Here is a 26,791-nt window from a genome sequence, read left to right as displayed (position 1 = left end):
AGGTTAGGATATGGCTTTCGCAATTTTGCAAATTTTCGATTAAGATGCCTATTATCCTGGCACTTTAGTGTTAAATATTCATAAGGGGATCGGTAGAACCGAAATTACTCCAGTTAGTATCACGGTATTTTAATGAGCAAGATAAAGGAAAGTTACATCCTGTTTTAGAATACTGCCAGTTCTTTTTCGCGTAAAACTTCCTGGCTAATTTTAATTTACGTTCAGATGATTTTAGCCATTTCTCAATTGATTTTATCTTACCTGTAATAGTTTTGATATGCAGTTCCCGATGACTTTTGGCAGCATCTACTCTCCCCTTGGCAAAACTGATTACACCATTAGCATGTCGCTTATTGATGCCATAACTTAATTGTAAATGCGTGTTCCATTGAGATTTATTAAAATCATCGCCAAAAAGCAAATGATTAACTGTTTCAATTGCTGCACTGCGAAAAATCGGTGCATACGATTCTAGGAACATTTCAAGCTCAGTTTGCCCAACTGCGTTCATCTCTGACTTTGGTGTGGGCAATCCTTTGCAATAGGTAGTAGTAGACATTGATTCGACCTTTCAATGTGGTTATTTCTCTGTTAATTCTAGGTAAATCTATATATTCTAGCAACAGTTGTCAACCCTAAATCCTGAGTCAACCTCTTTGGGGAATTCAAAATCCAAGATCAACTAAGTTTAGTAATTCGCTACTCATAAATTTAGAACGGGACTGACGGGGCTCGAACCCGCAACTTCCGCCGTGACAGGGCGGTGCTCTAACCAATTGAACTACAGTCCCTTGTTTGGCAACTTTGCTATTATCACTATTTTTTTTCTAATTGTCAAGTGTTTTGGAGTTGGGAATTAGGAATTATTTTTATTCCGTCTCTTTGAGGTGCGAATTGTTCGTTAAACAGACCGTGATAATACGACCTGTGGCTCTGATTCCAGATGTTGCAGTATTCTGGCTTGCATTTGTTTATACTGCTGCTTCAATAGCTGTTTGCTCAATTGAGGTTGACAAGCGGGTGGTAGACTATGACTCTGTTGCACCCAGGTTTTCAACATTTGTCGCTGAGTTGGCTCAATGCGGCTGCTGAGAACCTTGATACAGGAATGTGGTGCTTCCAGGGTAAAGAAAATCAAAGGATATTGTTCATTTTCAGCTAGGAGACTTACCATACTAAGATTTTGGGGATTTTGCATATCTAAGTAGCACGGTAGCCACTTAGGAACGAATTGCCGATTGTAGAGTACAGTTACCCACAACAGCATTGGGTGAGGGGATGTCACAAAGACAAACTGGTTGTAACGGGTAGAAACTGCATAGTTTTTGATTTCTTGTTTAGACAACATTAACCATATCGCTGTTATCGCTCCTTGTGGGGTGTCTAGAAGCTGGGGAAAAACAATTTCTTGAATTGGTTTATTTTCGGGCCACAAAAGTTGTCGATAGCTTTGTTCGAGTGTGATTGGTGATGCAGAATTTAAGGGACGGCTAAGAATGGAGTTTGAGGCTAAGTTTGTAGGTAAATCAGGCTGTTCTACACTGTCTAAAACTTGTAAAATTTCAGCGATATTTTGGGGGCGATCGCTTGCTTTTTTAGCCAGACAAGCCATAATTAAACTATTTAGCTTTTGAGGTATTTTCAGACTGGGTTTAACATCTGCGATCGTTTTTGGTGCTTCAAAATGATGTGCTTTATACCAAGCGCCAAAGTAATCAGTTTCTGTTTCCCAAGGTTTTTTGCCTGTCAGCATTTCAAACATCATCACACCCAGGCTATAAATATCAGAGCGACTATCTAGTTTTTCCCCATCTAACTGTTCTGGAGAACAGTAGGGTAAAGTGCCATTAAATCCGCTACTTGTACTAGCTGTTGATGCATAATTCAAAAATCTAGCAATACCAAAATCGAGAATTTTAACTAACTGACCCAATATTGGATCGGGAATAACTAATATATTGGCAGGTTTGATATCTCGATGAACCAAAGGACAAATTTTACCATCAATGTTAATACCTTGATGGGCACACTGTAAGCCCAAACAAATTTGGCGAGAGAGAGTCAAAAACATCGGCAAAGGTAACGGAATTAAATCCTTTAAACTCTTGCCACTTAGATATTCCATGACGTAGTATGGTTTTCCTTTCTCATTCACACCATAATCATACGCCCGCACTATATGTACGCTCTTTTGACTCAAGGCTGCACTCATTAAAGCTTCACGAGCAAAGTCTTGTTGCATCTTGGCATTAACAACACTTTGAGTCAAAAACTTAATCGCAACTGGTATACCTCCTAACAAAACATCATTTGCTAAAAAAACTTCACCCATGCCACCGCTACCAATTAATTGTTTGAGTTGATAACGATTGGCAAGGAAGCCCGTACTACTTGAAGATGTAAATAAGCTCTGATTCACTTTGTTCACTTGTAATACTGAGTCCATTTAAAGTTAGCAATAAATACATAAAAATATTATTCGGGAATGGTGGCAAGCCTTTTGATTTTGATAGCGGACTTTCAAGGATGTATTAGGATTTTCAAAAACATCTCCAAGAATTTATTCATCCAATTTTTTAAACCTTCTTTATCAGCTTTTTGATGTATAGCTAAGTTTCGTAAGATGTCTAACTTCAGCTTTTCGTACTCTGTTTTGAGAATATTTTTAGCTTGATTAGGTAAAATTAGTTCATTTGACTGCTGACTCATATCTAACCAATCTACAAGTTGTTGGCGCTGTTGAGCTGTGAGGTTTAAAGTTGTGACATGAGAGCAATGAGTTGGATCTTCTAGGGGGAAAAATAGCAGATGATAGTAGCCTACTTCTGCTAAACTACGTGCTACATTTTTCCCTTTATTATCTTTTAGATCCAGAAAATAAGGTAGCCATTTAGTCGTAGAAGGTTGGGCATCATATAGTACTGTTACCCATAGCAGCATCGGGTATACACTCATTTTGCTAATAAATTCAGTACCATGTATTTTATCCAAAAATTTTGCAATCTCTTGTTTGGGTAACATTGCCCAAAAAGTTGGTATAGGTCTTTGAGGAGTTTGTAGTAAATGGGGAAATCCAATGGACGCAATTGGTTTATTTTTAGGCCAATTTTTCTGTAAACACTCTTTTTCTGATAATAAAGTTGCGGGTACTAATTGAACTGGAAACGAAATTTTAATAACGTCAGTGCTACTGCTAGGAATAGCATCATTAAGTTGAGCATTAACTTTTTCTAAACCTTCTAATATTTGGCTGATATTTTGAGGGCGATCGCTTACTTCTTTAGCTAAACAACTCATCAATATTTTTTCTAATATTTCCGGGATTTTAACTTCTGGATTTACTTCTTCAACTGTCGGTGGCATTTGAAAGCGATGGGCTTGATACCAAGTACCAAAGGAGTTACTTTTTGTTTTAAATGGATGTTTCCCTGTCAGCATCTCAAACATTAGTACTCCCAAACTGTAAATATCAGAGCGGACATCTAGTAGTTTGCGCCCTTCCATGTGTTCTGGAGAACAGTAAGGTAAACTGCCAATAAAAGAGTCTGTTAAGGTCATCCCACTTCGCTCTGTTAAAAACTTGGCAATACCAAAATCTAGGATTTTAACAATTTCTCCTTTTTTACTATCTTCAGTAAGAAATATATTTTCTGGTTTAATATCTCTATGAACAATCGGATAAATCTCTCCTTTAAGGCTGATACCTTGATGAGCACATTGTAAGCCTAAACAAATTTGATAACAAATCTCTAAAAACTTCGATATTGTTAAGGGCTGAATTTTTAGAATTTGTTTGAGATTTTTTCCTTGCAGGTATTCCATTACATAAAATGGAGTTTTATCTTCAGTAACGCCATAACTTAAAATGCGAACAATATGTTTACTTTTCCGACCCAATTGAGCGCCAATAAAAATCTCTCTGGCAAAGCGTTGGGACATTTGTTGGTTTGCCAAACTAAGTGATAGGATTTTCACTGCGATCGGCATACCACCTTTAGCAGTATCTTCCGCTAGATAAACTCTACCCATACCCCCTTTGCCAATCAAATCTCTGATTAAATAGCGATTGTTTAAAAATTGTCCGATGTAATCGTCTAATTCTGCTTTTTGCCCTACCATACTCTCAATTTTATTTTCTGGCATAAAAATCATTTATAAAAAATGTTATTGGCAAAATACTTTAATAAGTCTAGCTAATTATTAAATTTAAATCTAAAAAATATCCAAATTTTGAGAAATTTAATTATATGCTATAAATATACTTAAGCTGTCTGCAAAAACTACTAAACATTGTGTAACATATTTATTAAGGATTACGGTTGAGAAATTACACGTAAACTATAAATAAGCTAGATAAAGTTACCTAGTATATTCAGTGAATACACAGGAATAATCCGAAATAACTATATAGAGGTCAAGCCGCATCGTACTTTGACCTCTATATAGTTAAAGATTAAGATTTGGGAGTAAACGACGTAATAATCTAATTAGCGGAGTTTCAATTTTAATTTTAAAGGCTAGTATCTGGGTGCGTTGTAGTGAGTTAAAATTGTTATCACTGACGAGAATTAATGATTGCTGACCATCGGGTAGTTTTGGGCCAAGAGTTAAGCCTTCGATGTTGTCTAGGAGTACATCTAGTTTTCTCAAATCTAACAGCAGTTTTTTCTTAACTGGTTTAATATTTTTGAGATTAACTGCTAAAAGGCTATCAATATTATGAATATCATCGGCTTCTTCTAAAGAAACCTGAAACAGAGAAATAGCAAATCCTAAACCAGTAAAAGACCGTTCTAAACTTAAGAAGTGTCCTTGATTATCGAGAGCAAGTAAATCAGGTAATCCACTAGCGAATTTGCCAATCAGATTCAAAAATGGTGTAACTGGTTCAGTTTGGTAAAGAAATTCCTTTTCTGGCTGGTTGTTGAGCAAGTTGTATTGCAAAATTCGGCAAGGACTACTGATATTAGGTTTAGCTGCGACACCATCTTGAATTAGAGCATTTTCGGTGGCTGTGAATAGATGCTTTTTATCAGGTGTAATTGTGAGGCTTTCAAAAGCCAAATTGTTACGGATACCTTGTTGACTAGTTTTATCTGGCAAAAATTTGTTTGGGATGGGGAGTGTAACAATTTCTTTGCCAGAAGATAGCGAGAATTCTTTAATAAAAGGATTAATTAATTTTGCAGCGTCGCCTTCAGAAGAAATAAATACACTTGCTTTATTGGTTAATGCAATACCTTCTGTATCAGTTTCACCAGGGCGAAATGTTTGACCATTTTCATTTAATAATGTGGTAACGCTGACTGGCATAATTCCACCTTTTTGTAATGAACCTTTACTCAAGTCGATTTTTAAGGTGTAGAAACGAGCAGCAGCTTTTTGTCCGCGATCGTCGGAGATAGCGTAATAAAGGTTATTTTTGGCATTATATGTAATTCCCGATAAACCTCCAACTTCGGTTTTTTGAAAGATTAGACCGTTTGGTAAGGTAGCTTCTCCAATAAATTCTATGTTACTAACTTCAACGCCATTTGACGGTAAGTTTGTGAATATGAAGCTAATAATTAAAATCGGGATTAAAAAGTAAAGAATTCGTGGGAATACGAAGATTTTTTTAATTAGCTGCATAGATTCTTTTTTGTTAAATAAATATGCGTTATAAACCAATATGGTTCAGTTAAGGGTTGTTGGTGTAGATAATTGGTCTTTGAAGACGCGATAAATCGCCGTCTCTACATGATGGTTTGCATTGCGTTACAAATGCCCAATTGTGCGTCCCTATAAATAATACCAATGAAAAAACAATGTTAGATGACAGATATCAGCCTGATAACTTTTATAAAATCAGGCTTTAATTAATTTTTAATTTGAAAAGCTTTAGAACATAGGAAATTACTTAAGCTAGTCGTAAATCATATTCATTTTGGAAAAAGTTGACAAGCCAATCTTTGACTTTGAGGGTGGCGCGGCAGTCATCTTCATTGTAACGTTGGATTATTTCTAGTAAGGTGCGATCGCCTGTTTCTAACCATTGATCGTACCAGTAAATACACTTAGCACCACTAGCGTCTTTATCACGCCATTCAAATCCCATCCAACGAGCGATCGCTTTCAAGGCATAACTTTCTACGGGCAATGCTACACTTTGGGTTAATTGTTCATACACATCCACAAATCGATTCAGTACGGGACGCACTAAGGAGTTTGGAGTGCCATAAAGTTTTGCCAACCGTTTGACTGTATCAAACTCGTAAACACAAAAATGATAAATTGGCGCTTCGGGATATTGCCAAACCAAATCTAAAAATTGCTGCCAAACTAATTCTTCGTCTTCTGGTTTGTCTGCTAAAAAGGAATAAAACTGTTCTGTATTAGCTTGTCTATCAACGACTAAAACCCCTAAAAGATAATCTAAATCTAAGTCTGGCTGGGCCTCAATATCAAAATAAAGCTCTATAGGCGCTGTGAATGTAATATCTTTTGTCGGTAGCGGGTAAGGTAAGATTAACGGTCGTTTTTCTAATGCGGATTGAGCTTGTACTACCAATTTGGGCGCTACTTCGCTGTCAAAACCAAGTAGGTTTTCTAAGTTGCCGGGACTAGTGTTAGCGAGAGATTCTAGTGTGATAATGTCTAAGGCTTGAAGTTGAGTGTAGCGAATGGGTGTTACACCTGGTAATAATGAAAGATGTTTTTCAGATTGTGCGATCGCATAACATTCACTATACCAATGGCAAAAATTACACTTTTGCCGAGAAATAAACACCTCTGGCGGATTCGGTAACTCTAAAACTTGAATAAATTCCTCCAGAATCTGCTGCATTCGTGGCATCCATTTAAACAGATCCACTGCATAACTTGTATTTTTGCTTCGCAATATGAGTGAAGCTGTTTCAGGTGGAACTCCCTGCACTATTGCCAACACTTGAGCATGAAATGCAGCGACAACCTGATATTCTTGCTTTGGGCGCTTACCCAGTTCAATACTAGCCGGGACGTAGATCCAATCTCCAAAATTTGATTGTCCCGGTTGTTTCACGAGTAAATCTGGACGACTTAGGAGGGTGTCGGCTTCCGAATAAGTTGTTAACAGCACTCCTTTATAGATGTACTCAACCCCACGCTGCATCAATTCTAAAGTTGCTTTCTCTCCCTTTTCCCAGTTTCCATAAGAATAATCTGGTTGGTGATAAGTCCTGTGTGCTAAAGCACTCAACTGATGAGCGATTTTATCCTGTTGCAGTTTCCGTAGCAACTCATTAGGAGCATCGCGCTGCCTTTTGTCACCGTGGATATCTAGAAAAGGTCGGCGTTTACAACGTTGGTATTGCAGTAGGAGTTCAGCATTAATTAGCATCCTTTTAAGTTAACAAGAATTAGCACACTCTGGGAGTAACTCTGACAATTAAAGTCTGGAAGTGGCATCGCGTCCACGCTTAATTTGCTGTTTATTTTATACTGTCAACAGCTAGCTATTAGCGTAAACAGCATAAACGTTTGCTTTTCTCCCAAATTACAACTGAGAGAGAGTGCTCAACCACAGTTTGTCCATTATTACAAGGGTACATGATAAAACAACATGAGCCGTGTCTCATCTGTGAGCGTGTCACACTCTGGAGAAACGGTCAGAATCCCTACTTTATCCACGAATTCGAGCATTCAATCTTTGTGATTGGCGATCATCAATTTCATCGCGGATACTCCCTCATCCTTCTGAAAAAACATATTAGAGAGTTGCATGAACTTCCCCTACCCATCCAATCCGCCCTATTTCAAGAGGTGATGCTGGCAGGAAAAGCTATTGTTAACGCTTTTAATCCGTGGAAAATGAATTATGCCTGTTATGGAAATAGCGATCCACATATTCATTGGCATCTCTTCCCCCGTTACGAGTCCGATCCAGATGGCAAGGTTAATCCGTGGCATCATGTATCAGAGTTCAAACACCATTTGATTACTTCTCAAACAGCCCAGAATTTAGCACATAAAGTCAAAAAGCATTTATCGTTACTGATTTGAGATGAAATTTAGCAGCGAGGGCTTAAATTAATTTCCTTACTCTCACCACAAAGTACAAATACTTCTGAATATCAATATCCCTTGTGAATTATGACTAGTATTTCTGCATCACCAATCAAGCTGCATCGAGAGCAATTTCCCGCTTTAGCAAACAAGACTTATTTTAATTATGGGGGACAAGGGCCGATGCCCCAAAGGGCAATGGATGCGATCGCTCAAACTCAAGCTTATGTTCAGGAAATAGGCCCCTTTGGCAATGAGGCGTATAGCTGGATAGCGCCTCAGACTCAAGCTGCTAGAGTTGCGATCGCTTCTGAGTTTCATGCACCATTTGAAACAATTACTCTCACCCAAAATGTCACTGTTGGCTGTAATATCGCCATGTGGGGCATCGAATGGCGGGCTGGCGACCATCTGCTGCTATCAGACTGCGAACATCCCGGCGTAATTGCTACATCTCAAGAAATCTCGCGCAGGTTCGCAGTGGAAGTTACCACTTGTCCCCTAAAAGCGACTTTAAATGAGGGCGATCCTGTAAAAATTATTGCCCAGCACTTACGCCCCAATACCCGTCTTGTGATATTGAGTCATGTTTTCTGGAATACTGGTCAAGTTTTACCTCTTGATAAAATTGCCGAAGTATGCAGAAATAATCATTCTTTTTTACTGATAGATGCTGCCCAATCTGCTGGTTTATTGCCTTTAAATTTAACTGAATTGGGAGTAGATTTTTATGCTTTTACTGGTCACAAATGGTTATGTGGCCCTGCCGGTGCTGGTGGCTTGTATGTCCGCCCAGAAGCACGAGAAAGCCTGAAACCTACGTTTATTGGCTTGAATGGCATTGTTGTAGATAGTCAATCTCAGCCTGTGGATTGGCTTCCAGATGGGCGACGATACGAAGTGTCTACATTAGCTTATCCGTTGTATCTTGGGTTAAAGGAAGCGATCGCAATTCATCAGCAATGGGGAACATCACAGGAACGTTACGAACAAATTTGCCATAACAGTGAGTACCTCTGGCGACAATTAACAGCATTATCCAATATTAAATGTTTGCGAACTTCCCCACCTGAAAGCGGTATAGTCTCCTTCCAACTTACAAATAGTCAGCCCCAAGCTAATCTCAAATTAGTGCAATTTTTAGAATCACAAAGAATATTAACTCGGACAATTGCCGATCCTAGCTGTATACGCGCCACCGTTCATTACTTTACTTTAGAATCGGAAATCGACTTATTAGTTGAGGCGATTCAAAGCTTTTGCAAAAATAGTTAAAAATTAGGAGTTATAATAAGTTGTCTCTCTGGGAATTATTATTTTAATTCCCTATATTAAATATGTCAAATGAAGAGTTACATTATCGATGACTTCGCTTTACTCGGTTTAGGAAATTCTACTTCTTTGATTACGAACGTGCAAGTCGTGTTGTGGGGTAAAGAAGTATATATTGATTGTGTATACGAACCTGATGAGCGTTTGCCCTATCGTTTTGTTTTTTACGATTGTCGGGAAATAAAATGGAATTTGCTCTTTCCCGAAGATGCCTGTGACGCAGAAGCAGATATATTTGATTTTTTATTAGGTAAAGAAAATTACTCTCATCCTGCACTCTTTCATACAGATATTTTTGATATTACTATTTTGTATGGAAGCTTTAAGCTGGAAAAAAATTGGTGAGCATATCTAAATCTCTAGAAAATCCTAAAATACTTAATTGCGCTGCTTTGCATAACTTAAAGCAGTGATTAGATAACTACTAACTCCTAACTTAAAAAATGGAACGCCCAATTTTATACTTAGCCATAACTAACCACGGCTTTGGTCATGCTACCCGCACCGCATCTGTAGCCGCAACAATTCAAAAATTATGTCCAGAAGTTCTGCTAATTGTGGTGAGTACTGCCCCACGCTGGCTGCTAGAGTGCTATATAGAAGGCGATTTTATCTATCGTCCCCGTGCATTTGATTTGGGTGTAGTGCAAACAGATAGTTTGACGATGGATAAAGTAGCGACTTTAGAAAAGTTGCTCGATATTAAAAAGCATCAAAATTCGCTGATTACCTCAGAAGTGAATTTTATCCGCCAAAATCGCGTTAATCTTATCTTGGCAGATATTCCCTTCCTTGCTCCTGGGTTTGCCAAAGCTGCAAATATTCCTTGCTGGATGATGAGTAACTTTGGCTGGGACTTTATCTACCGGAATTGGGGAGGCGAATTTACCCCAGTTGCAGATTGGATTAGTGATTGGTATTCAAAGTGCGATCGCTTGTTTCGTCTCCCTTTCCACGAACCAATGCCAGCTTTTAATCATATCACAGATGTGGGCTTAACAGGCGGTTCCCCCCGTTACTCTGCTGATGATTTATGCTCTCTTTGGGGAATAACTGTACCAGTCGAAAAAACTATTTTGTTGACCTTTGGCGGCTTGGGTTTACAGCAAATTCCTTATGATAACCTGGCGCGATTTCCAGATTGGCAATTTATCGTATTCGATCAATCTGCCCCTGATTTACCTAATTTAGTGAAAATTAATGACCGCAAATACCGCCCTGTAGATTTTATGCCTATTTGTGGGCGAGTCGTCTCTAAACCTGGTTACGGCACTTTTTCTGAAGCCACAATATTAGGATTACCAATTGTCACTATACCGCGTCAAGACTTTGCCGAAGCAACTTTTATAGTAGAAGGCATAACTAATTATAATCAGCATCAAATTATCACCCCATTTGAGTTTTTTCAAGGAACTTGGAATTTTCTGCATGAGTTACCCCAACCACCAAAGCAATCTCAACCAATTGCTAAGGATGGTAATGAAGCGATCGCTAAAGCTGTGATCAATTATTTACAGACAAAATAAAGTTATTCAAAGTAACATCAATTAATAATGGAATCTTCAAGCATAGATAAAGAAACTTTAGAATTAGCCTGACTGCTGGAATCGCCTTTGTTGCATTTTTACATCAAGTAACAGTTTATTTCATTCCTGAGCTACAAAAACTATGAATACCAACCAAAACGATACAACATCCGCTAAAAAGAGTTTACATCTGCCAGAGCCAGATCCAGTAAATATTACAGCTTTATCTCACAATCTGCCTAATACACCTATCATCCCCAATTTTGTCAAAGAGTCTGTAAATGCGGTGTTAAGCCTCTTTACGAGAAAACATACTCAATCTAACGATCAACCATCAGCAGAACAACAAGCAAAACAAGCAGATTGAACTCCTAATTAGCTTTTACTCTCATCAATAATTACTGTTTTAAATGACTCACTACCAAAAGTTACTAAAAATTTCCACCACTGGCAAATCTTTTTACAACATCACTACACAAATTGCAGCCGCAGTTGCCGAATCGGGAGTTGAAACTGGTCTTTGTACTTTATTTTTGCGCCATACTTCAGCCAGTTTAGTTATCCAAGAAAATGCCGATCCTGATGTTCTTGTGGATCTAGCTAATTTTATGGCGAAACTCGTGCCAGAATCAGGCAAATACATTCATGATGCAGAAGGTTCAGATGATATGCCAGCACATATCCGTACTGCACTCACTCACACTTCTGAACATATCCCCATTAATCGCGGCCACTTAGTACTGGGAACTTGGCAGGGAATTTATATTTGGGAACACCGCCAACGCAGTCATTCTAGAGAATTGGTTATTCACATCTCTGGATAGCCGATTCTCAAGTTTTATTTAGGGTATAGTTTTGTGGAGTTTAAAAACTCTCGTTATATCGCCTACCTTTTGGGTATAATCTCCCAGACTTGCGGTGATATGCAGTCAATAAATTTCGCCGTGATACCTTTCTCATCAAAAGTCTTAATGCCAAATTAACCAGATATACATTAAATAATTCATGAAAATTTGTAAACTCAAAAGTTAAGTTTATTTGTGATTATTTAATAATCTATTTATGTCGATGTACACTAATGTTTAGTGTAAGCTGTCTGGGCCATTTCTATTACTATGAAGCAAGAACTAACACCAACTAATACTTTTCAAGTTATTGATGAAATCCTTGCCCAGCAGTCTGCTAAATTATTGTCACTTAGTCCTCAAAAAACATTAATTACCAGTTTTGCAGAATTGGGAAATTTGATTAGGGAAGAAACCACTGACATTGAAATTATCACAACCCTTCAACAAACTCTCGAAAGCATAGTCAGTACTCAATTGCAAAACTTCCCGGAAAACATCTTCTGGGATTTTGATTTTCTGGTAAGTAGTATGCTTAGACAGGCTTTAACCGCAGATGAGGGCGCTATTCCTTTCTTAAAAGTTTTTGGAGAAAAGATGGTTTGTTTGACAGAGATGTTCGGAAGTAAAACGGAAATACGCTTCCGTTATGTGCATGATTTTATATATGGATTTGACTGGGCAAGATGGGTACAAAAAGAGCCACAAAATCGCGCGCACGTAGAACCTTTTAGTCTCGTTTTTTTTGATTATTTACTAGCTAAAGGCAAGGAACTTTTACAACGTATTAAGCATGGTCAGGTCGTATCTTATAAACTGTGTGAGACGGGCTACCGCAACCCCTTCACCTTTTCTCGTGAACCAGAAGATGAATACCGTTTGCTAACTTATCTGGCCGAGGAACAACTTATTCCAGTAGCGGCATGGGACTGGAATGCTAGCCCTGTATGGAACAAACCTTACCAAGAAATGCGCCAGCAATTAGCATTAAAATTAAATATTCAACCACAGAGACGCTGATTAGCAATTAAAATTGCTGAAGAAAATAATTATGAAAATTGCTGATTTAATTACTTGGTTTGAAGCATGGGCGAATCCTGCTTGGTGTGAAAGCTGGGATAATTGTGGCTGGCAGATTGAACCAGGAATTTTGCAGGAAAAAACACGGGTTTTGGTGTGTTTGACACCAACTTTGGCGGTAATGCAGGAAGCGATCGCAGAAAATGCTAATCTAATATTTGCCCATCACCCCTTGATTTTTAATCCTCTCAAATCTTTACGCACTGGTGAAGCGATCGCCGAAATGGTACGGTTAGCCTTTACCCACAATATTGGTGTTTACACTGCTCATACGAATTTTGACCAAGTGCAAGATGGGACTGCTGACGTTTTAGCTCAAATTTTAGAACTCAAAGAAGTTACTCCCATAGTACCTACACAAGCCGGATTAGGATATGGTCGTGTTGGTTCGCTAGAGCCATTTCTAACCTTACAAGAATTACTCGCAACCATTCAAACCCGACTTACTCCCCCTAATTTGATTTTTTCCCCAACTGCGGATTTACAGCAAACAATATCACGAGTTGCTGTTTTGGGTGGTTCGGGGGCTAGTTACATTTCAGCCGTCGCTAAAACTGCTGCCCAAGCTTACCTAACTTCTGACTGTAAATTTCATCAGTTTCAAGAAAGCCGCGATCGCAACCTTATTTTAATCGATGCCGGACATTACGCTACCGAACGTCCAGCTTGCGATCGCTTGGTGCAAAAATTCCAGTCATTAAACTTAGACTGGGTACAATTAAGTCAAAAAGATGAAGATTTCCGGCAGTTTTTTGCTTGATTGTTGATGCTTGTTGAAAAAAATTGTTGTATTCTAATTTTGTTAAAACATTTAGTTTTTCAACCTTGATGCTGAAAATTCCGATGCTCTTTTATCTCTGTATATTACAAAACGGAGTATCGAAAACTCATATTGTGATATAAATCACTGGTTAAACGTAATAGTAATCACATAGTATTAATGTTTCATATCAATTAGCAACAGAAGAAAATGTTCCACACTATAGCTAATAATTTGCTCACTCTGCCCTAATTAAGATGATTCGCACAATTATCGCATCTGCTTTCCAAACTGGATATCTTAGTGTTGAATCTGAGGGTTTACTCCAGCAGGTGCTAGCCACTAAATGCTATCAGTTAGACGATTTGCCAGAACTCGCAGCCCTATATGATGCAGTTCGCGCCGGAAAAATTAAACGAGAAGCATCCTCCTCGAACGTGCTTATAGAATTTCCTTTACCAAATAAATCCTCCTGATACTTCTAGAGTAGAATTTTCTCATGGTCTTTCCCTCTACCTCTTCCCTTTTTTCAGAAAAAAACCTGAAAAACTCAAAACTATTTGGGTGTTGTGGTTGAAAAACATCAAGGTCAGCAAGAGAATGAGTTAAGATCAGATACAAGTGGGTAAAAGTAAAGCCAAGTCCCCGGACTTCCCAGTAATGCCAATGATTAAAAGTAGGCAAGTTAAACAACCGCAATCAACGATTGTTTTGGAGTATTCTTTATTACATAATGGTAAGAATGACTCACCAACAAATATGAACCTGGTAAGGACAGGTACTGAATTGTTTGACTTCTATAGAAGCAGACATTCCCTAGAATGAGCCGGAGAGAGATTGAGTTCATTGCTAGAGTAGGTGGTTTATAACCCAACACTATCCTGATATTTTGACAAATAGAAGCAAATCTTGGGATTGGGTTATGAAGCGTACTTATTTTGAACAGTGAAATTAACCTCTTAAAGGTGTAATGTAATGGGGTAGAACCCAGATTTTGACAGGTTTAACTACGTTGTTTAAAAAGGCAGAAACAGTACATGCTACACCGCAAGATTTATCAACTGTGTTGCGATGGGCGCGAGGTATGTGTTTTCTTGCGGGACCAGCAACGCTGGATTGAACGCGCCCGCATCATAGACATAGAGGGAGATTTAGTGACCCTACGCTATGAAACAGAAGAAGAGGACGAAGTTTGTTCTTGGGAAGAAATGGTTCGCCTCGAGAGCATTGGTGCTGTAACGCAAAAATTGGCTTCAGTACCACGCGGTAATGTCGAACCTCTGATGACTGAAGATTGTCCCGAAGCAGAGCGTATCCACAACCGTTACACTGACTCGAATCCAGAATAAATAATTAGTGCTGAGTGCTGAGTGCCGAGTGCTGAGTCACAAATCCTAACTCAGGACTGATGACTCAGGACTCAGGACTAGATAGACGTTCAAAGGCAGGACAGTAACCTTCGAGAGTTACCTTGAAGTTATATAACGGCGAAGCTGGGTTCCAACACCTCTGCCCCCTTTGGTGTCGGCAATTACCACAACAGTCTACATCTGTCCATGTATAGCGATCGCTATTTTGATTGAGCAATTCTCGTTGAGACAATCCCCTTAACACTAGTTCTTCCCCTTGCCAACGAGCCTCAATTAAACCAGTATCGGCAAATTGCCGCCAACGCGTATCAGCAGTAATCACATTGGGTAGGGTAATTGTGATTACTGTTCCTAACTCTGTCAGTTCGCCTTCGTAGTTAGTCTCTGGTGCTGCCGGTTGTAAAAATGTATCACCGATGGGCAGTTCTACCAAGGTATCAGCCGCCGGCGAATGTACATGATAGCGGTTTTGCAACTCTTCTAAGCTCGTCAAGTCTGCCAAGTAAGCAGGAGAACCGTGCACAAAAATGACGTGCTGCGGTCGTAAATTATGAATTAGCTGGGTAGTACCAGGGCCATCACTGTGTTGAGCTAAGAGATAGGTTTCCACAGTAGTGGGCGCTAAATATTCTTTGTTAAGTTTTATATCAATTTTTTCTGGTAGCAGAATCAGCCAAGGGCCGGTATCTAGTTGGCAATGTTCACCTAAATCAGATGTCGAGTCAGTGAGGACAATACAAGGTGATTTGCCGACACTGGAACGATGTTCTGGTTGTAAACGACGCACGCGGGGACGTACCCGTTCGTCCCAAAATAAAGGTTGATGGCGGGCGAAGTTTTGCACCGATGGGGGGAGATGTGGTAGCAGTTCGAGGTATGCATCACATCCAGTGGCGACAGCACCATCTACCCAGATATCTAAATCTCGTCCGGTGAAGTGGTGATGCGATCGCAAGAGCATTAATAATTCTTGACCCAATCCTAACGCCGGGGTGGGAAGGATTACAGAACAATGGTCAGCGATCGCTCGATTAATTCGCTCGGCTAGTTGATTTTCTTGGTTGCGGCGGTGCGGATGACGGGATGTGCCATAACTACCTTCAATGATTAGTACATCCAAGTTCAAGCCCCGCAGTTCCTCTAAACGCAAACCTTCTACCAACCGGGAATTCGATAAGAAAAAGTCACCTGTATACAGTAGCTTGTAAATACGCTGCTGGGTGGTGTATGTCAGCAGAATTGCGACTGCCCCTGGTAGATGCCCGGCGGGAAATAATTCTGCCACCAAACCATCTTGGAATTCCACAGGCGATCGCAACGGCAAGGCATGAAAAAATTGGGAGATTTTCTCAGGATCTTCGTCCAGCCAATTTAGCGGCAATAATTTACTAGTCACCTCGCTACCATAGATCGGTAACTTGGGAAAAGCTTTATGCAGTTCTAGTAAGCCTTTAGCATGATCTGGGTGGGCGTGACTAATCAAAACTAAATCTGCTGGTAAGGGCGAACTAGTTCCACGTCCTGACTTAGTAAGCCCCTTACCCAGCAAGGAAATATCCTCCAAACCACAGTCTAAGAGGATGCGGTGTGGCCCCATTTTCACCAATAAACACACGCCCTCATTGTCATGCTGGACACTATAGGGCAAACATTCTAATTCACTACCCGTTTCCGCACCATCTACGCGAGAGGATGCCGACAGATTATCCCTCATGCTTTCCTCCCCTCAAACCTCATCATCATGGACATATCCCAAAATCCAAAAATTAGACAAATTTTGGTTTTGTGATTTAGGGGTAAGTTTTATCGTGCGCCCCTACACCCTGAAAATACAGATTTTTGATTGGGGAGGAGGCCTTCACCGAACCCGCACTTGTTCGGAAAGGTGGACTAACAAGAAACCATTAAACTTGTAGCTCAAGGATGTTTCTTGTTTATTTTCCCTTTGCAAGTTCTAAGCGCTCTTAGCCAACTTATCCTACGGGAAGTCGCCCAAGCGTCTACAAACTTATCTCAATGTGCGGAGCCATTGCCATGATAGTTATCTGAATCATAGAATCCATTTTTCGTGCCAAAAAATAAGCACGAAAGCGTAAATATAACTGTTAATCCAGCTAGAATCAGCTTTACATCCATTTGTCTGCTGCCCTTTAATCAAATACTTTCCTATATTAATTTAGTGCTTCCGCAATCAAACGGAATCACTAGAAAATCTTTACTATGCTTATATGGATTGGGCAATAGGTAAATTTACCACAATCAGTAAGATTGTAGAACCTTTCGGTCAAGCTGTCTATCTATCTAGATGTAAAGCAATGATTATTTTTTCAATTTTCGGTAGCTTCAGTTTCAAACTGCACTTGGCGGTACAAATTGGCGACGGCTATTTCTACATCCACCGATTCTAGTCGTAATATCTCATCCAAATTATACTCCGACAGCACCCATTTCCCCTTTTCGCTGCGCCGAAACACTTCCACACCCGGTTGAGCTACTTGTACTAAGACATATTAGACCTCTTGCAAAAAAGTTTTGTGGTATAGTTGTGGGTTAAACACATTTTCTAAAACTTAACTTGCATTTAGAAGCTCATAGTTATAAATTCCAGCAATTAAGTGACAGCGCAATACAAAACGTTGTCTGCGATTACGGTAGCGTTGACTGAAAATCCGAAATACCTTAAATCGTCGGTTGACGTGTTCAACAACAACTCGACGGCGAGCTAAATCACGGTTAAACCGTTTATCTTCTTTGGTTAACTTGCCTCCTCTCGGCTTCTTTCTGGGTAAAAGGCTATTGGAATGAAATTTAGCAATTCCTTGGTAGCCACTATCTTCTAGACTCTGTGTATCAGGATGAAAACGTACTTTGCTTTCCACAAATAGTTTGAAGTCGTGTCTACGACCTGAATCATTGACAACACAACGTACTTGTGAGGTCTCAAGATCAATTACAAATTGAGATTTGAGAGTATGCTGTCCCTTTTTGCCACTATGGAAACGTTTCTGACCGCATTTCGGACGTTCAATGGGACTCTCGGTTACATCCATCACAACCGTTTTTGGTTTCTGTGACGGTATCAACAAGGACTTTTTTCCTTCTAAACGGAATCTCCCAGAACTAACCAGCACGCTTTCAATGCGATGTACTGTACGGCAAACAGTTGATTCCGATACTTGCCAATCTTGAGCTATATGGAAGTAAGTTCGGTATTCTCGCCAATACTGCAAGCAAATTAAAACCTGGTCTTCCAAATCTAGTTTCTTTGGACAACCTCGAGTTCGCTTAGGACTGACACTATCTTGCATAATTTTCACCATCTCATCAAACGTGCGTCTTTGCACTCCAACTAGACGTTTGAATTCGCGGTTAGATAACTTTTTTGTTTGCTCGTACTGCATTGCACCATTGATTCAAGCGACAAAATACCCCATCTTACCATAAAATAATTTTGCAAGAGGTCTAATCAGCTATTTCAGACTTGTGTGTACACCTTAGCCTTTCCAAGGGGAGGGTTAGGGAGGGGTATTTTTGTAATTCATTAACTTGCAATCTGCTGTAATGAATTGCCTCTACAATAATTCAGTAATGCCGAGATTGGTACGTTTAACCTACTTCTACAAAAATTATTTCTTAGCAATTATCCACACTGCATGAATAATCCCCGGAATGTAACCAAACAGCGTCAAAAGTATATTAATCCAAAAGTCTATACCAAAACCTACTTGTAAAAAAACTCCCAAAGGCGGCAGGAAAATGGCACACAAAATCCGAACTAAATCCATTTAAACCTCCTATTTATCTCAGAAAAGACAGCTTGTTGGCGAACCGATTCACCACTGTTCAAGCATATTTATACCTTTCAAACATAACATTCCCTCTCTTCATCTAGATCCCGGTTTAGATACGGTAAACCACACTCAAGATTAGCCACCGCTAATTTTGGCTTTGTAACCTAGCTTCGTCAAAATCTCGACAATTTTTTGTTTGTGTTCGCCCTGAATTTCAATTTCGTTGTCTTTAAGTGTCCCACCTGTCCCACACTGGGTTTTCAACTGCTTCACTAAATCTGCTAATGTTTCGGGTTTGGCTTGAAATCCGCTAATCACTGTGACAGTTTTGCCTTTGCGTCCTTTCCGGGAAGCTTGTACTTTCAGATTTTGTTGTTGTGGGGGCAGTTCTGGAATTGGCCTTTCTGTGGCGGCGGAGTTATCGTTGCCAAATTCGCGGTAGACAAAACTTTTATCAGAAGATTGAGAATTTGAAGAAGGCATAAAATGAATGTTTAAGAAAATTTCAAAGGCAGTGGAAACTTCTATGCAACCATTCTGCTATAATATCAATTTATAGGCTAGCATTAGACATCCATACATCATAACCAAACTGACGTAATCCTTGAACTAATCTTTCCTTCTGGGAAAAATAGATTCAAATGGTTGAACTGATTTAGATAAATGGCTCTTTCTATATCTATAATTTAACCCAATCTTACCTAAACCATTTCAAACTCTAATTGATGACTCTCAAGAAAATCATGGGTAAAATGATCCACCACATTTGTATCAGCTAGTTCCAAATTATAAAAATCCACAGCTTCATGGTCAAAATGCGGCCCAGCGTGCCAAGTACCCTGATGTAGCTTGATAAAACAATTCCCCGGAATGTGGAAAGCAGCAATCTCTTCTAATGCTGGTTTATTCACATCATTATCAGGAGGACAAACTGCAATTAACCAATCCTTTCCTTCCAAAGAACCCAGACATTGAGTGCATTGGATATGGCGAGTAATTTTATGGAACTTTCGCCCTATTTTCTCCAACCGCATAATATAAAATCGTGGAATCCCGTTTTGCAGGTTTAGTTGGGCATCTTCCCCATCGTAAGTTTTGCCATCAAGACTTGCAAAAATCACCTGTCCATAACGCCGAAAGTTTTCAGAAGTCACACATTGCACTTGCAATTGCTGTACTGTCTTTGATGTACTCATATCAAATCATTAAGAGAGATTATTTAGGCTTATTTTCGCGCAAAATGACTGAATTTTACACAGTCATGATGGTGATTTTCTAAGTTTAAATGCCCTAAATTATGAAGAATAACCTCAACTAGCGAGATAACTACGTACTTGTTCCTTTTGGCGGCGGAGGAGACTGAGAGCTTTTTGTTCTATTTGGCGCACCCGTTCTCGACTAATACCCATGCGATCGCCAATCTGTGCTAAAGAAAGTTCATACCCATCAGTTAGACCAAAGCGCAAGGTTAATATTTCTCGCTGCTGGGGAGACAACTTTGCCAATAAGTCTTGTAAGTCTTGGTGGAGAGATTCTTCAACGGCATAATCTTCGGGAGAAGGGCCATCATCTTCCAGTATGTCCTGTAATTCTGTATCTTGTTGTTCACCAACTCGTGCTTCTAAAGAGAAAGGTTGACGGGCCAAGTACAAACACTCTCGAACTTGGCTAGCTGTCAAAGATAAAGCAGTGGCAATTTCAGCAGTAGTAGGGACGCGACCCAACTGTTGAGATAACTCTCGCTGCACTCGTTTAATTTTGTTCAGTTTCTCAAAGACGTGGATAGGTAAACGAATTGTACGTCCTTGTTGAGCGATCGCTCGTGTGATTCCTTGACGAATCCACCAGTAAGCATAAGTAGAAAACTTGTAACCAAGGGCGGGATCAAATTTATCCACTCCTCGCTCTAAACCTAAAGTACCTTCTTGAATCAAATCCATAAATTCCAGGTTGCGGTGCTGGTATTTCTTCGCTACAGCTACCACCAATCGGAGATTAGCCTGAATCATTTTCTGCTTGGCTTGGTGCCCTAAATTTAGTTGTTGCTCTAGCACTTCCACACTTAACTCCATCCGATCTGCCAATTCTTGCGGCGTGGGTTCGTGGTTTAATTTCACAGCCAATTCTTCCTTAGCAGCCAGTAAATTCATCATCTGCTGCACTTGTTGAGCAAAAATAACCTCTTGTTCACGAGTCAACAAATCTACACGCCCGATCTCTTGCAGATAACTACGCACAATATCATCTGTAGCTCGAGGCTTTTTATCTGCGGCTAAACTTTTTTTCTTCGTTTTTTGAACTTCGGTATGTGGAGATGTTAAGTTGCTCATGGTTATTTGCTCCTCTGTAACCTCATCAATTTATTGGTATCAAGTCTAGATATTCAGACCTACAGCCATTTCACACTGCTAATCAATAGATATCTTGCAACAGTGTCTAATACCCCATCCCTTAATTCCCTCCCCGCAACCGGGTAGGGGAGACAAAGCGTAACTTTGGCGGGGTGGGGTTCTTATTTGTAATTTATGCAAGAGGTCTAATCAGTTTACAACACTGATGAATTCTGGTCTATGATACATTACAAGTTAATTGTTGGAGATAATAAACCCAAAATCAACCCACCCCTTAATAATAACATCATCATCAGTCACAAATCAATTACCTAAAGTATAATTAGCATACCCTTTGAAGTAATTAGACTCTTTTATCCTTAATTTTCGGATATTTTAAAACACAATTACATTTAGTCTAATTATCAAAATGCAGTTACTTTAAAAAGTAAAATATACTGAGTAAAGATTTGATTATCTAACAAATAACTTATTAATATAACTATCAAAATATCACAAAAAGTTCATTTAATAAATAAACTATTGCAGAGATTTAGCACTGCTTCATTTTGGCTCATATCTCTATTAGATATCTAGGATAACAAAGACGTAGGTAGATATCTGTGACAATTGCACTTGTGTCATACTGCACGCAGACATATCCATTAGATGCGGTATTGTCAATCTAAATTACTCCGACAGACATTTTGTAGACTAAAAGTACTATAGAGTGGTAACATTAGCACCAATCATAATACTTGGCAAGACGGCGACACCTGCGATCGCCACTAAATATCTTAAATTAGCGCAAAAAACTAGACTACTTTTTTTTGGCTAAGGTATTGATATCAAAACTTAGTAACTGTCACACTAATACCAGAATCCAGCTTAGGAACCTTGAGATACTCAATTGGCTCAGTACTTTGAGTCTTTGCTGGTTCGTGACATTGCTTAAAAAAAGCACCTGGGTCATTGATAAACTCAAGCGGGTTAATTTTTTGGCATCCTTGCTCCTGCATTAGCGAAATTGATCCAGCCGTTTGTTTTGGATTATTAGTCTGTCCGACAAAATTACTCCATGTAGTGTTAATCGTAGCTGGTTCCGTCAATAAAACTCCAGCCTGATTGCGATCGCCTATTGTCATCGGAACATTCTCTTGGTTAGCATAGGCACTCTGGCTGAAAGTGAGTGCGCTAATCACAATGACTAAGATAATAGAAGAGGATTTCATAATTTAATCTCTCAACATTTAATGTCAGTTTAATAATTACAATTGCCTAGACACAGAAACCAAGAGATAGCAGCCTAGCCTAAGTACTTCAGGTTAACACAGGTAGTAATAAATATAGCTAAACTTCATTAAAAATACAGTTAAATCTAGTAAAATACGGCGCAAGTTTGCCCGTCTTGAACAAGTTGCTTGAACTACTTGTCTGGTTAATTGAGATAGTAGCTGTATTTCTGCTGTACTATACTAGACGTTTATCTTTAATGCATGTTAGCATATAGATACATACGTAAGACAATGTGTAATATGCTTAAATATAAATATTAAAAGGCGTATTTTGCCTCTATTGCAGAGTACAAACAAGGCGATCGCAAATTTACGGGTAAATTTAAAATACTGAGATATAAACCCAAGGACAAGCACGTTGTAGTTTTCACATCTTAAACCACATAAAAAAGTCTTTCACCAGTCTGGGCAAATTAAACTGATTACGAGTCCTTACAGGTGCAATACTCAAATCATACAATTTTATGATTCCCAGTTCCGTATTCTTTCCGGAATTGATCGTTATTCAGAGTAATAATTAATTGTTACTAAAAATTTTGAAGCAGTTTACGTAAAGATCCATCCATTCTTTGTAGTTATCTCTTTTCACTGTACAAAGCTTATCTCTAAAGTGCTTTCATTGCTTATAGATAGGCTGGCACAATTGTTCTATTCCTTACCTGAAGGAATTAACTCCTCTTGTCTTTTCCAAATCAGCAAACCGACACGAACATATTAGTATTTTGTATGAATTTTTTGTAAAGTTATCAAATTCAGTGTTCTTACACAATATGATAGTAATTGTTAGTCAACTAATCAATACTTGCATTGGTAGTAACATAAAACTAAGTTAACCAAAACCAAGCTCCAAAATGGAAAGCCACTAAATCAGGTAAAAATTGTGAGTTATCCTGTTTTTGCTCTCATGAGAATATTAATCTAAGCTAAAATTGCAACTTGTAAAACTATTAGTCAACTTCAGATATTAAACAACCTCAGCAAAAAGGCATTAGCTGAAAATCAACACAAATATTACTATCGCAAAGTAGACTACAGCGCTACTGTGGGCAAAATACCCAGAAAAAACTGCTGTAAGTAAATAGTCTTTTTATAAAACTTTGTATATATTATGACAATGGAATCTTTACCAAACTTTGAAGAAGTAAATATTCAGAAATACTTAGAAGTTCTTCAACGGCGCTGGCTGCCTCTAGTTGGAATTTTCGCCATATCTGTTAGCCTTGGATGCTTGTATGCATTTTCACTAAAACCTTCATACAAGGCAGAAGGAAGTTTGATGATTAAAACAAATCGCTCTTCCTCACTCACAGGCTTATCGGATGACATAGGACGACTAGAAGCTTTAAATGTGAATGACAATCCCCTGGAAACTCAGGTGAGAGTTATTGGATCAAATCCAGTAATTGAGAAAACAATTAATTCCCTGAACCTCAAAGATAGTCGAGGCAAATTGCTCTCGATTCCCGACTTAGCAAAACAACTAAAAATAGAAGGAATCAAAGGTACTGATGTTGTACAACTTTCTTATAAAGGCGGCAATCCAGAACTAGCGGCCAAAATCGTCAATGAAGTTATTGATAGTTACATCGATCTAAATATCAAGGCTAATCAGAATGAAGCGCGGACAGCTAAACAGGTTCTCGTAACGGAAGTACCAAAAGCTGAGGAAGTTGTCAGAAGAGCCGAATCAAAACTGCGGTTATTTAAAGAAACGAATAAAGTTGTTGTCCTGGAACAAGAAGCAGCCGCAGCAGTCGATACAATTTCTAAGTTAGGAAATCAAATTTCTCAAGCTTTAGCTCAACTAGATGATGTCAAGGGTCGTCTACAACAGTTAAGCAGTGAAGCTCAGGTAGATTCACGTCAAGGTGTAATCGAATCTGAATTGAGTCAAGCGCCTGGAGTACAGAAAGTGCTTGCCCAACTCCAAGAAACAGAAAGCCAACTGGCGCTAGAGCGTACCCGTTTTTCACCTGAACACCCTACAATTACTAACTTAGAAGAAAAAGTCGCAGCTCTTAACAACTTGTTAAAAGAGCGGACAGGACAAGTAGCGGGTAAAGCGCAGATTACACAGGGAAGTTTACAGGTTGGACAACTACGGCAAAGCCTAATTGCAGATATTACTCGCGCTCAGGCAGAACGTGTTGGTCTGGAGAGGCAAATTGCCACACTCAAACAACAGCAAGATGCCTACATCAGACGAGCAAATAATTTGCCCAGGTTAGAACAGAGTCAACGAGAGCTAGAACGGAAACTGCAAGCAGCTCAAACGACTTACGAAACACTTTTAAAGAAACGCCAAGAGATTGATATTGCACAGAACCAAAAGATTCCTAATGCTCGTGTCATTTCCTATGCTTTAACCCCTGATAAAGCAGAAGGACCCCGCAAAATGCTGTTTATTGTTGGTGGAGCAGGAATTGGTTTCTTCTTAGGTATCATTGTTGCCTTTACTTTAGACTTGATAGACCGCTCAGTGAAGACCGTCAAAGAAGCCAAAGAAGTCTTGAGATACAGTGTTTTGGGAGTAATTCCTACACAAGGTAGAAATGGTAAAGATCATTCTTCTATAGCAGGACTTGATAGACCTATTCCCAAAATCATTGGTAGAGATATTCCTTACTTCCCTGTTGGTAATGCATATCAAATACTACAAGTGAACTTGAAGTTCCTTTGTTCGGATAAACCACTCAAAAGCATTGTAATTACAAGTTCCGTTGCCAAAGAAGGAAAGTCTGACGTATCTGCAAATTTAGCTGTGACTATGGCTCAGTCCGGGCGTAGGGTGTTGTTGGTGGATGCAGATATGCGTCATCCCATACAGCATCATATCTGGGGACTAACAAATACACTTGGACTAAGTAATGTCATTATTGGTCAAGCTTCTTTAGATACGGTTGTGCAAGAAGTGATGCCTAATTTGGAAGTTCTTACTTCTGGAGTTTTACCTCCCAATCCAGTAGCAATGCTAGATTCTCAACGCATGGCGACATTAATTAGTAACTTTGGGAGAGATTACGATCTTGTAATTTTTGATACTCCTCCGTTGTCAGGAATAGCAGATGCTGCTGTTTTAAGTACCTTGACTGACGGTATCTTATTAGTCGTGCGTCCTGGAGTGGTTGACTTAAACAGTGCGTATTCAGCTAAAGAGTTCTTAACTCAGTCAGGTCAGAAGGTATTAGGGATAGTCATCAATGGTGTGAATACTAAAAATGAATCTAATAATTATTTTTATGACACCAAAAAACGACAAATTGAACAAGATTTGGTATCTAGCAGCTTAACTAAATTTCGCCAAGAGCGTTAAGTTCTCTTAGAAATTGTGAAAGCAACCATCACTACAACCATCTAAATTAACATTTTTGACTGTAGGAATAATGGATAAAAATACAATAAAAACATCTTGTTTAATTAATAATTACAACTATGCCAAATTTCTCTCTGAGGCAATTGATAGCGCTTTAAATCAGACAGTGAAATTTGATGAGATTATTATTGTTGATGACGCATCCACAGATAACTCTGTGGAAGTCATCAATAAATTTACTCAATTAGCTAATGTTAAATCTATCTTGAAAGAAAAAAATCAAGGACAATTATCATCCTTTAATGAAGGTTTTTTAGCTGCTACTGGTGACATTATATTTTTTTTAGATGCCGATGATAGTTATGAACCTGAGTATTTAGAAACTGCCCTAAAATTTTATAATAGACGTAGTGAATGTGATTTTCTCTTTTGTGCGTATAAAAAAATTGGAGCATTAGAAGGAATATTTCAAGACGATTCAGTAGATTTAGATTTGGGTTATTCAGTAATTAGAACTTTATATAATGGTGAATGGATTGGTTCTATAACTTCAACATTATCAATACGTAGAGAGATAGTCAGAAAAATTTTACCTATTCCAAATATAGAAGATTGGCGTGTCAGGGCTGATGACTGTCTGGTATGGGGAGCTTCTTTGGTGGGAGCTAAAAAATTTTATATGTCTAAACCTTTAGTGATGTATAGAATACATGATAATAATCAGTATCATAATAAGAATTTTTTAGACATAGATAAAAACTATGAATACAAGAGATTCTGGAAACGCAATTCCCTATTTAATTCCATTCTACAAAAAAACAATTTTAGCTCACCTTTATTCTTAGCTTTTACATCTCTCAATGAGTTAAAAACAATACCCTGTCCCAAATATCAAGATTTTCTTACGTATTTGAAAATAATATTTTTGTTTGAACATAGTTTGTTTTGGAAAATCAAGGGCATCGTTTTATTATTTAGCTATTTTTTGAAAACTTTGATGACTGGCAAATTAAAAATCTTAAAAGAATCTAAATTACTGGATAAATAAATTTTATTTTGTATTTGCAAAGATTAAAAACTGCACGATATTTATAGAGAAAGTTATATTATTAATTCATCAAAAT

The 26,791-nt window shown here is 38.7% G+C and carries 24 protein-coding genes, 1 tRNA gene and 1 pseudogene; 12 read left to right on the top strand and 14 right to left on the bottom strand.

What is annotated here, in order from left to right:
- Positions 1 to 70: 70 nt before the first annotated feature.
- The 6 genes from HWQ37_RS33355 to HWQ37_RS33330 form a co-directional block, all read right to left on the bottom strand.
- A complete protein-coding gene (locus HWQ37_RS33355; protein WP_292755508.1) occupies positions 71 to 559 on the bottom strand; it encodes a hypothetical protein in 489 nt (162 codons plus the stop codon).
- Positions 560 to 717: 158 nt separating this feature from the next.
- Positions 718 to 791, bottom strand: a tRNA-Asp gene (locus HWQ37_RS33350).
- A gap of 110 nt (positions 792 to 901) precedes the next feature.
- On the bottom strand, positions 902 to 2,419 hold the full coding sequence (locus HWQ37_RS33345) for a serine/threonine protein kinase (RefSeq protein WP_292755506.1): 1,518 nt from the start codon (positions 2,417 to 2,419) through the stop codon (positions 902 to 904).
- Positions 2,420 to 2,520: 101 nt separating this feature from the next.
- On the bottom strand, positions 2,521 to 4,143 hold the full coding sequence (locus HWQ37_RS33340; protein WP_292755504.1) for a serine/threonine protein kinase: 1,623 nt from the start codon (positions 4,141 to 4,143) through the stop codon (positions 2,521 to 2,523).
- Positions 4,144 to 4,446: 303 nt separating this feature from the next.
- On the bottom strand, positions 4,447 to 5,631 hold the full coding sequence (locus tag HWQ37_RS33335; protein WP_292755502.1) for an esterase-like activity of phytase family protein: 1,185 nt from the start codon (positions 5,629 to 5,631) through the stop codon (positions 4,447 to 4,449).
- A 268-nt stretch (positions 5,632 to 5,899) separates the two neighbouring features.
- Complete coding sequence (locus HWQ37_RS33330) at positions 5,900 to 7,360, bottom strand: TM0106 family RecB-like putative nuclease (RefSeq protein ID WP_292755500.1); 1,461 nt, start codon at positions 7,358 to 7,360, stop codon at positions 5,900 to 5,902.
- 209 nt (positions 7,361 to 7,569) lie between these two features.
- On the opposite strand from HWQ37_RS33330, the gene HWQ37_RS33325 reads away from it, so the two are divergent.
- The 10 genes from HWQ37_RS33325 (at position 7,570) to HWQ37_RS33280 (ending at position 14,917) form a co-directional block, all read left to right on the top strand.
- Entirely contained in the window at positions 7,570 to 8,022 is a 453-nt protein-coding gene (locus HWQ37_RS33325) for an HIT family protein (protein WP_292755498.1), read from the top strand.
- A gap of 90 nt (positions 8,023 to 8,112) precedes the next feature.
- Entirely contained in the window at positions 8,113 to 9,300 is a 1,188-nt protein-coding gene (locus HWQ37_RS33320) for an aminotransferase class V-fold PLP-dependent enzyme (RefSeq protein WP_292755496.1), read from the top strand.
- 69 nt (positions 9,301 to 9,369) lie between these two features.
- A complete protein-coding gene (locus HWQ37_RS33315) occupies positions 9,370 to 9,702 on the top strand; it encodes a hypothetical protein (protein ID WP_292755495.1) in 333 nt (110 codons plus the stop codon).
- Positions 9,703 to 9,800: 98 nt separating this feature from the next.
- On the top strand, positions 9,801 to 10,883 hold the full coding sequence (locus tag HWQ37_RS33310; RefSeq protein WP_292755493.1) for a glycosyltransferase family protein: 1,083 nt from the start codon (positions 9,801 to 9,803) through the stop codon (positions 10,881 to 10,883).
- A gap of 142 nt (positions 10,884 to 11,025) precedes the next feature.
- Complete coding sequence (locus HWQ37_RS33305) at positions 11,026 to 11,250, top strand: hypothetical protein (RefSeq protein ID WP_292755491.1); 225 nt, start codon at positions 11,026 to 11,028, stop codon at positions 11,248 to 11,250.
- 43 nt (positions 11,251 to 11,293) lie between these two features.
- Entirely contained in the window at positions 11,294 to 11,707 is a 414-nt protein-coding gene (locus HWQ37_RS33300) for a secondary thiamine-phosphate synthase enzyme YjbQ (protein WP_292755489.1), read from the top strand.
- Positions 11,708 to 11,998: 291 nt separating this feature from the next.
- The gene (locus HWQ37_RS33295; RefSeq protein WP_292755487.1) at positions 11,999 to 12,748 is read left to right on the top strand and encodes a hypothetical protein; all 750 of its coding nucleotides are present in this window, start codon (positions 11,999 to 12,001) and stop codon (positions 12,746 to 12,748) included.
- Between the two features lie 31 nt (positions 12,749 to 12,779).
- Positions 12,780 to 13,568, top strand: coding sequence for a Nif3-like dinuclear metal center hexameric protein (locus tag HWQ37_RS33290; RefSeq protein WP_292755485.1), 789 nt, complete (start codon positions 12,780 to 12,782; stop codon positions 13,566 to 13,568).
- A gap of 257 nt (positions 13,569 to 13,825) precedes the next feature.
- On the top strand, positions 13,826 to 14,044 hold the full coding sequence (locus tag HWQ37_RS33285; protein ID WP_292755483.1) for a hypothetical protein: 219 nt from the start codon (positions 13,826 to 13,828) through the stop codon (positions 14,042 to 14,044).
- A gap of 561 nt (positions 14,045 to 14,605) precedes the next feature.
- Complete coding sequence (locus HWQ37_RS33280; protein ID WP_012408115.1) at positions 14,606 to 14,917, top strand: DUF6679 family protein; 312 nt, start codon at positions 14,606 to 14,608, stop codon at positions 14,915 to 14,917.
- A 64-nt stretch (positions 14,918 to 14,981) separates the two neighbouring features.
- On the opposite strand, the gene HWQ37_RS33275 is transcribed toward HWQ37_RS33280, so the two are convergent.
- The 8 genes and pseudogenes from HWQ37_RS33275 to HWQ37_RS33240 all read right to left on the bottom strand — a co-directional run bounded on the left by HWQ37_RS33275 (position 14,982) and on the right by HWQ37_RS33240 (position 22,291).
- Positions 14,982 to 16,652, bottom strand: a complete 1,671-nt coding sequence (locus tag HWQ37_RS33275) for an MBL fold metallo-hydrolase (protein ID WP_292755481.1) — start codon at positions 16,650 to 16,652, stop codon at positions 14,982 to 14,984.
- Between the two features lie 613 nt (positions 16,653 to 17,265).
- A pseudogene (locus HWQ37_RS33270) lies at positions 17,266 to 17,448 on the bottom strand (Uma2 family endonuclease); the annotation flags it as partial.
- Positions 17,449 to 17,508: 60 nt separating this feature from the next.
- A complete protein-coding gene (locus tag HWQ37_RS33265; protein WP_292755479.1) occupies positions 17,509 to 18,339 on the bottom strand; it encodes an IS5 family transposase in 831 nt (276 codons plus the stop codon).
- Between the two features lie 225 nt (positions 18,340 to 18,564).
- A complete protein-coding gene (locus tag HWQ37_RS33260; RefSeq protein ID WP_179065728.1) occupies positions 18,565 to 18,723 on the bottom strand; it encodes a YqaE/Pmp3 family membrane protein in 159 nt (52 codons plus the stop codon).
- Between the two features lie 141 nt (positions 18,724 to 18,864).
- Positions 18,865 to 19,212: a translation initiation factor gene (locus HWQ37_RS33255; protein ID WP_292755476.1), complete on the bottom strand. Its 348-nt coding sequence runs from the start codon at positions 19,210 to 19,212 to the stop codon at positions 18,865 to 18,867.
- Positions 19,213 to 19,430: 218 nt separating this feature from the next.
- A complete protein-coding gene (locus HWQ37_RS33250) occupies positions 19,431 to 19,925 on the bottom strand; it encodes an ureidoglycolate lyase (RefSeq protein ID WP_292755474.1) in 495 nt (164 codons plus the stop codon).
- Positions 19,926 to 20,039: 114 nt separating this feature from the next.
- Positions 20,040 to 21,059 carry an RpoD/SigA family RNA polymerase sigma factor gene (locus HWQ37_RS33245; protein ID WP_292755472.1) on the bottom strand — a complete coding sequence of 340 codons (1,020 nt, stop codon included), beginning with the start codon at positions 21,057 to 21,059 and terminating at the stop codon, positions 20,040 to 20,042.
- 848 nt (positions 21,060 to 21,907) lie between these two features.
- Positions 21,908 to 22,291, bottom strand: a complete 384-nt coding sequence (locus HWQ37_RS33240; RefSeq protein WP_292755470.1) for a hypothetical protein — start codon at positions 22,289 to 22,291, stop codon at positions 21,908 to 21,910.
- 1,171 nt (positions 22,292 to 23,462) lie between these two features.
- Between HWQ37_RS33240 and HWQ37_RS33235 the strand changes: the two genes are divergently transcribed.
- Positions 23,463 to 25,667: a GumC family protein gene (locus HWQ37_RS33235; protein WP_292755469.1), complete on the top strand. Its 2,205-nt coding sequence runs from the start codon at positions 23,463 to 23,465 to the stop codon at positions 25,665 to 25,667.
- 70 nt (positions 25,668 to 25,737) lie between these two features.
- Entirely contained in the window at positions 25,738 to 26,715 is a 978-nt protein-coding gene (locus tag HWQ37_RS33230; RefSeq protein ID WP_292755467.1) for a glycosyltransferase family 2 protein, read from the top strand.
- Positions 26,716 to 26,791 lie beyond the last annotated feature (76 nt).

This window comes from Nostoc sp. NMS4, assembly GCF_017115095.1.
Classification (GTDB): Bacteria; Cyanobacteriota; Cyanobacteriia; order Cyanobacteriales; family Nostocaceae; genus Nostoc.
The sequence above is the reverse complement of the archived record's forward strand: the minus strand, read 5'-3'. Positions and strand labels throughout refer to the sequence as shown.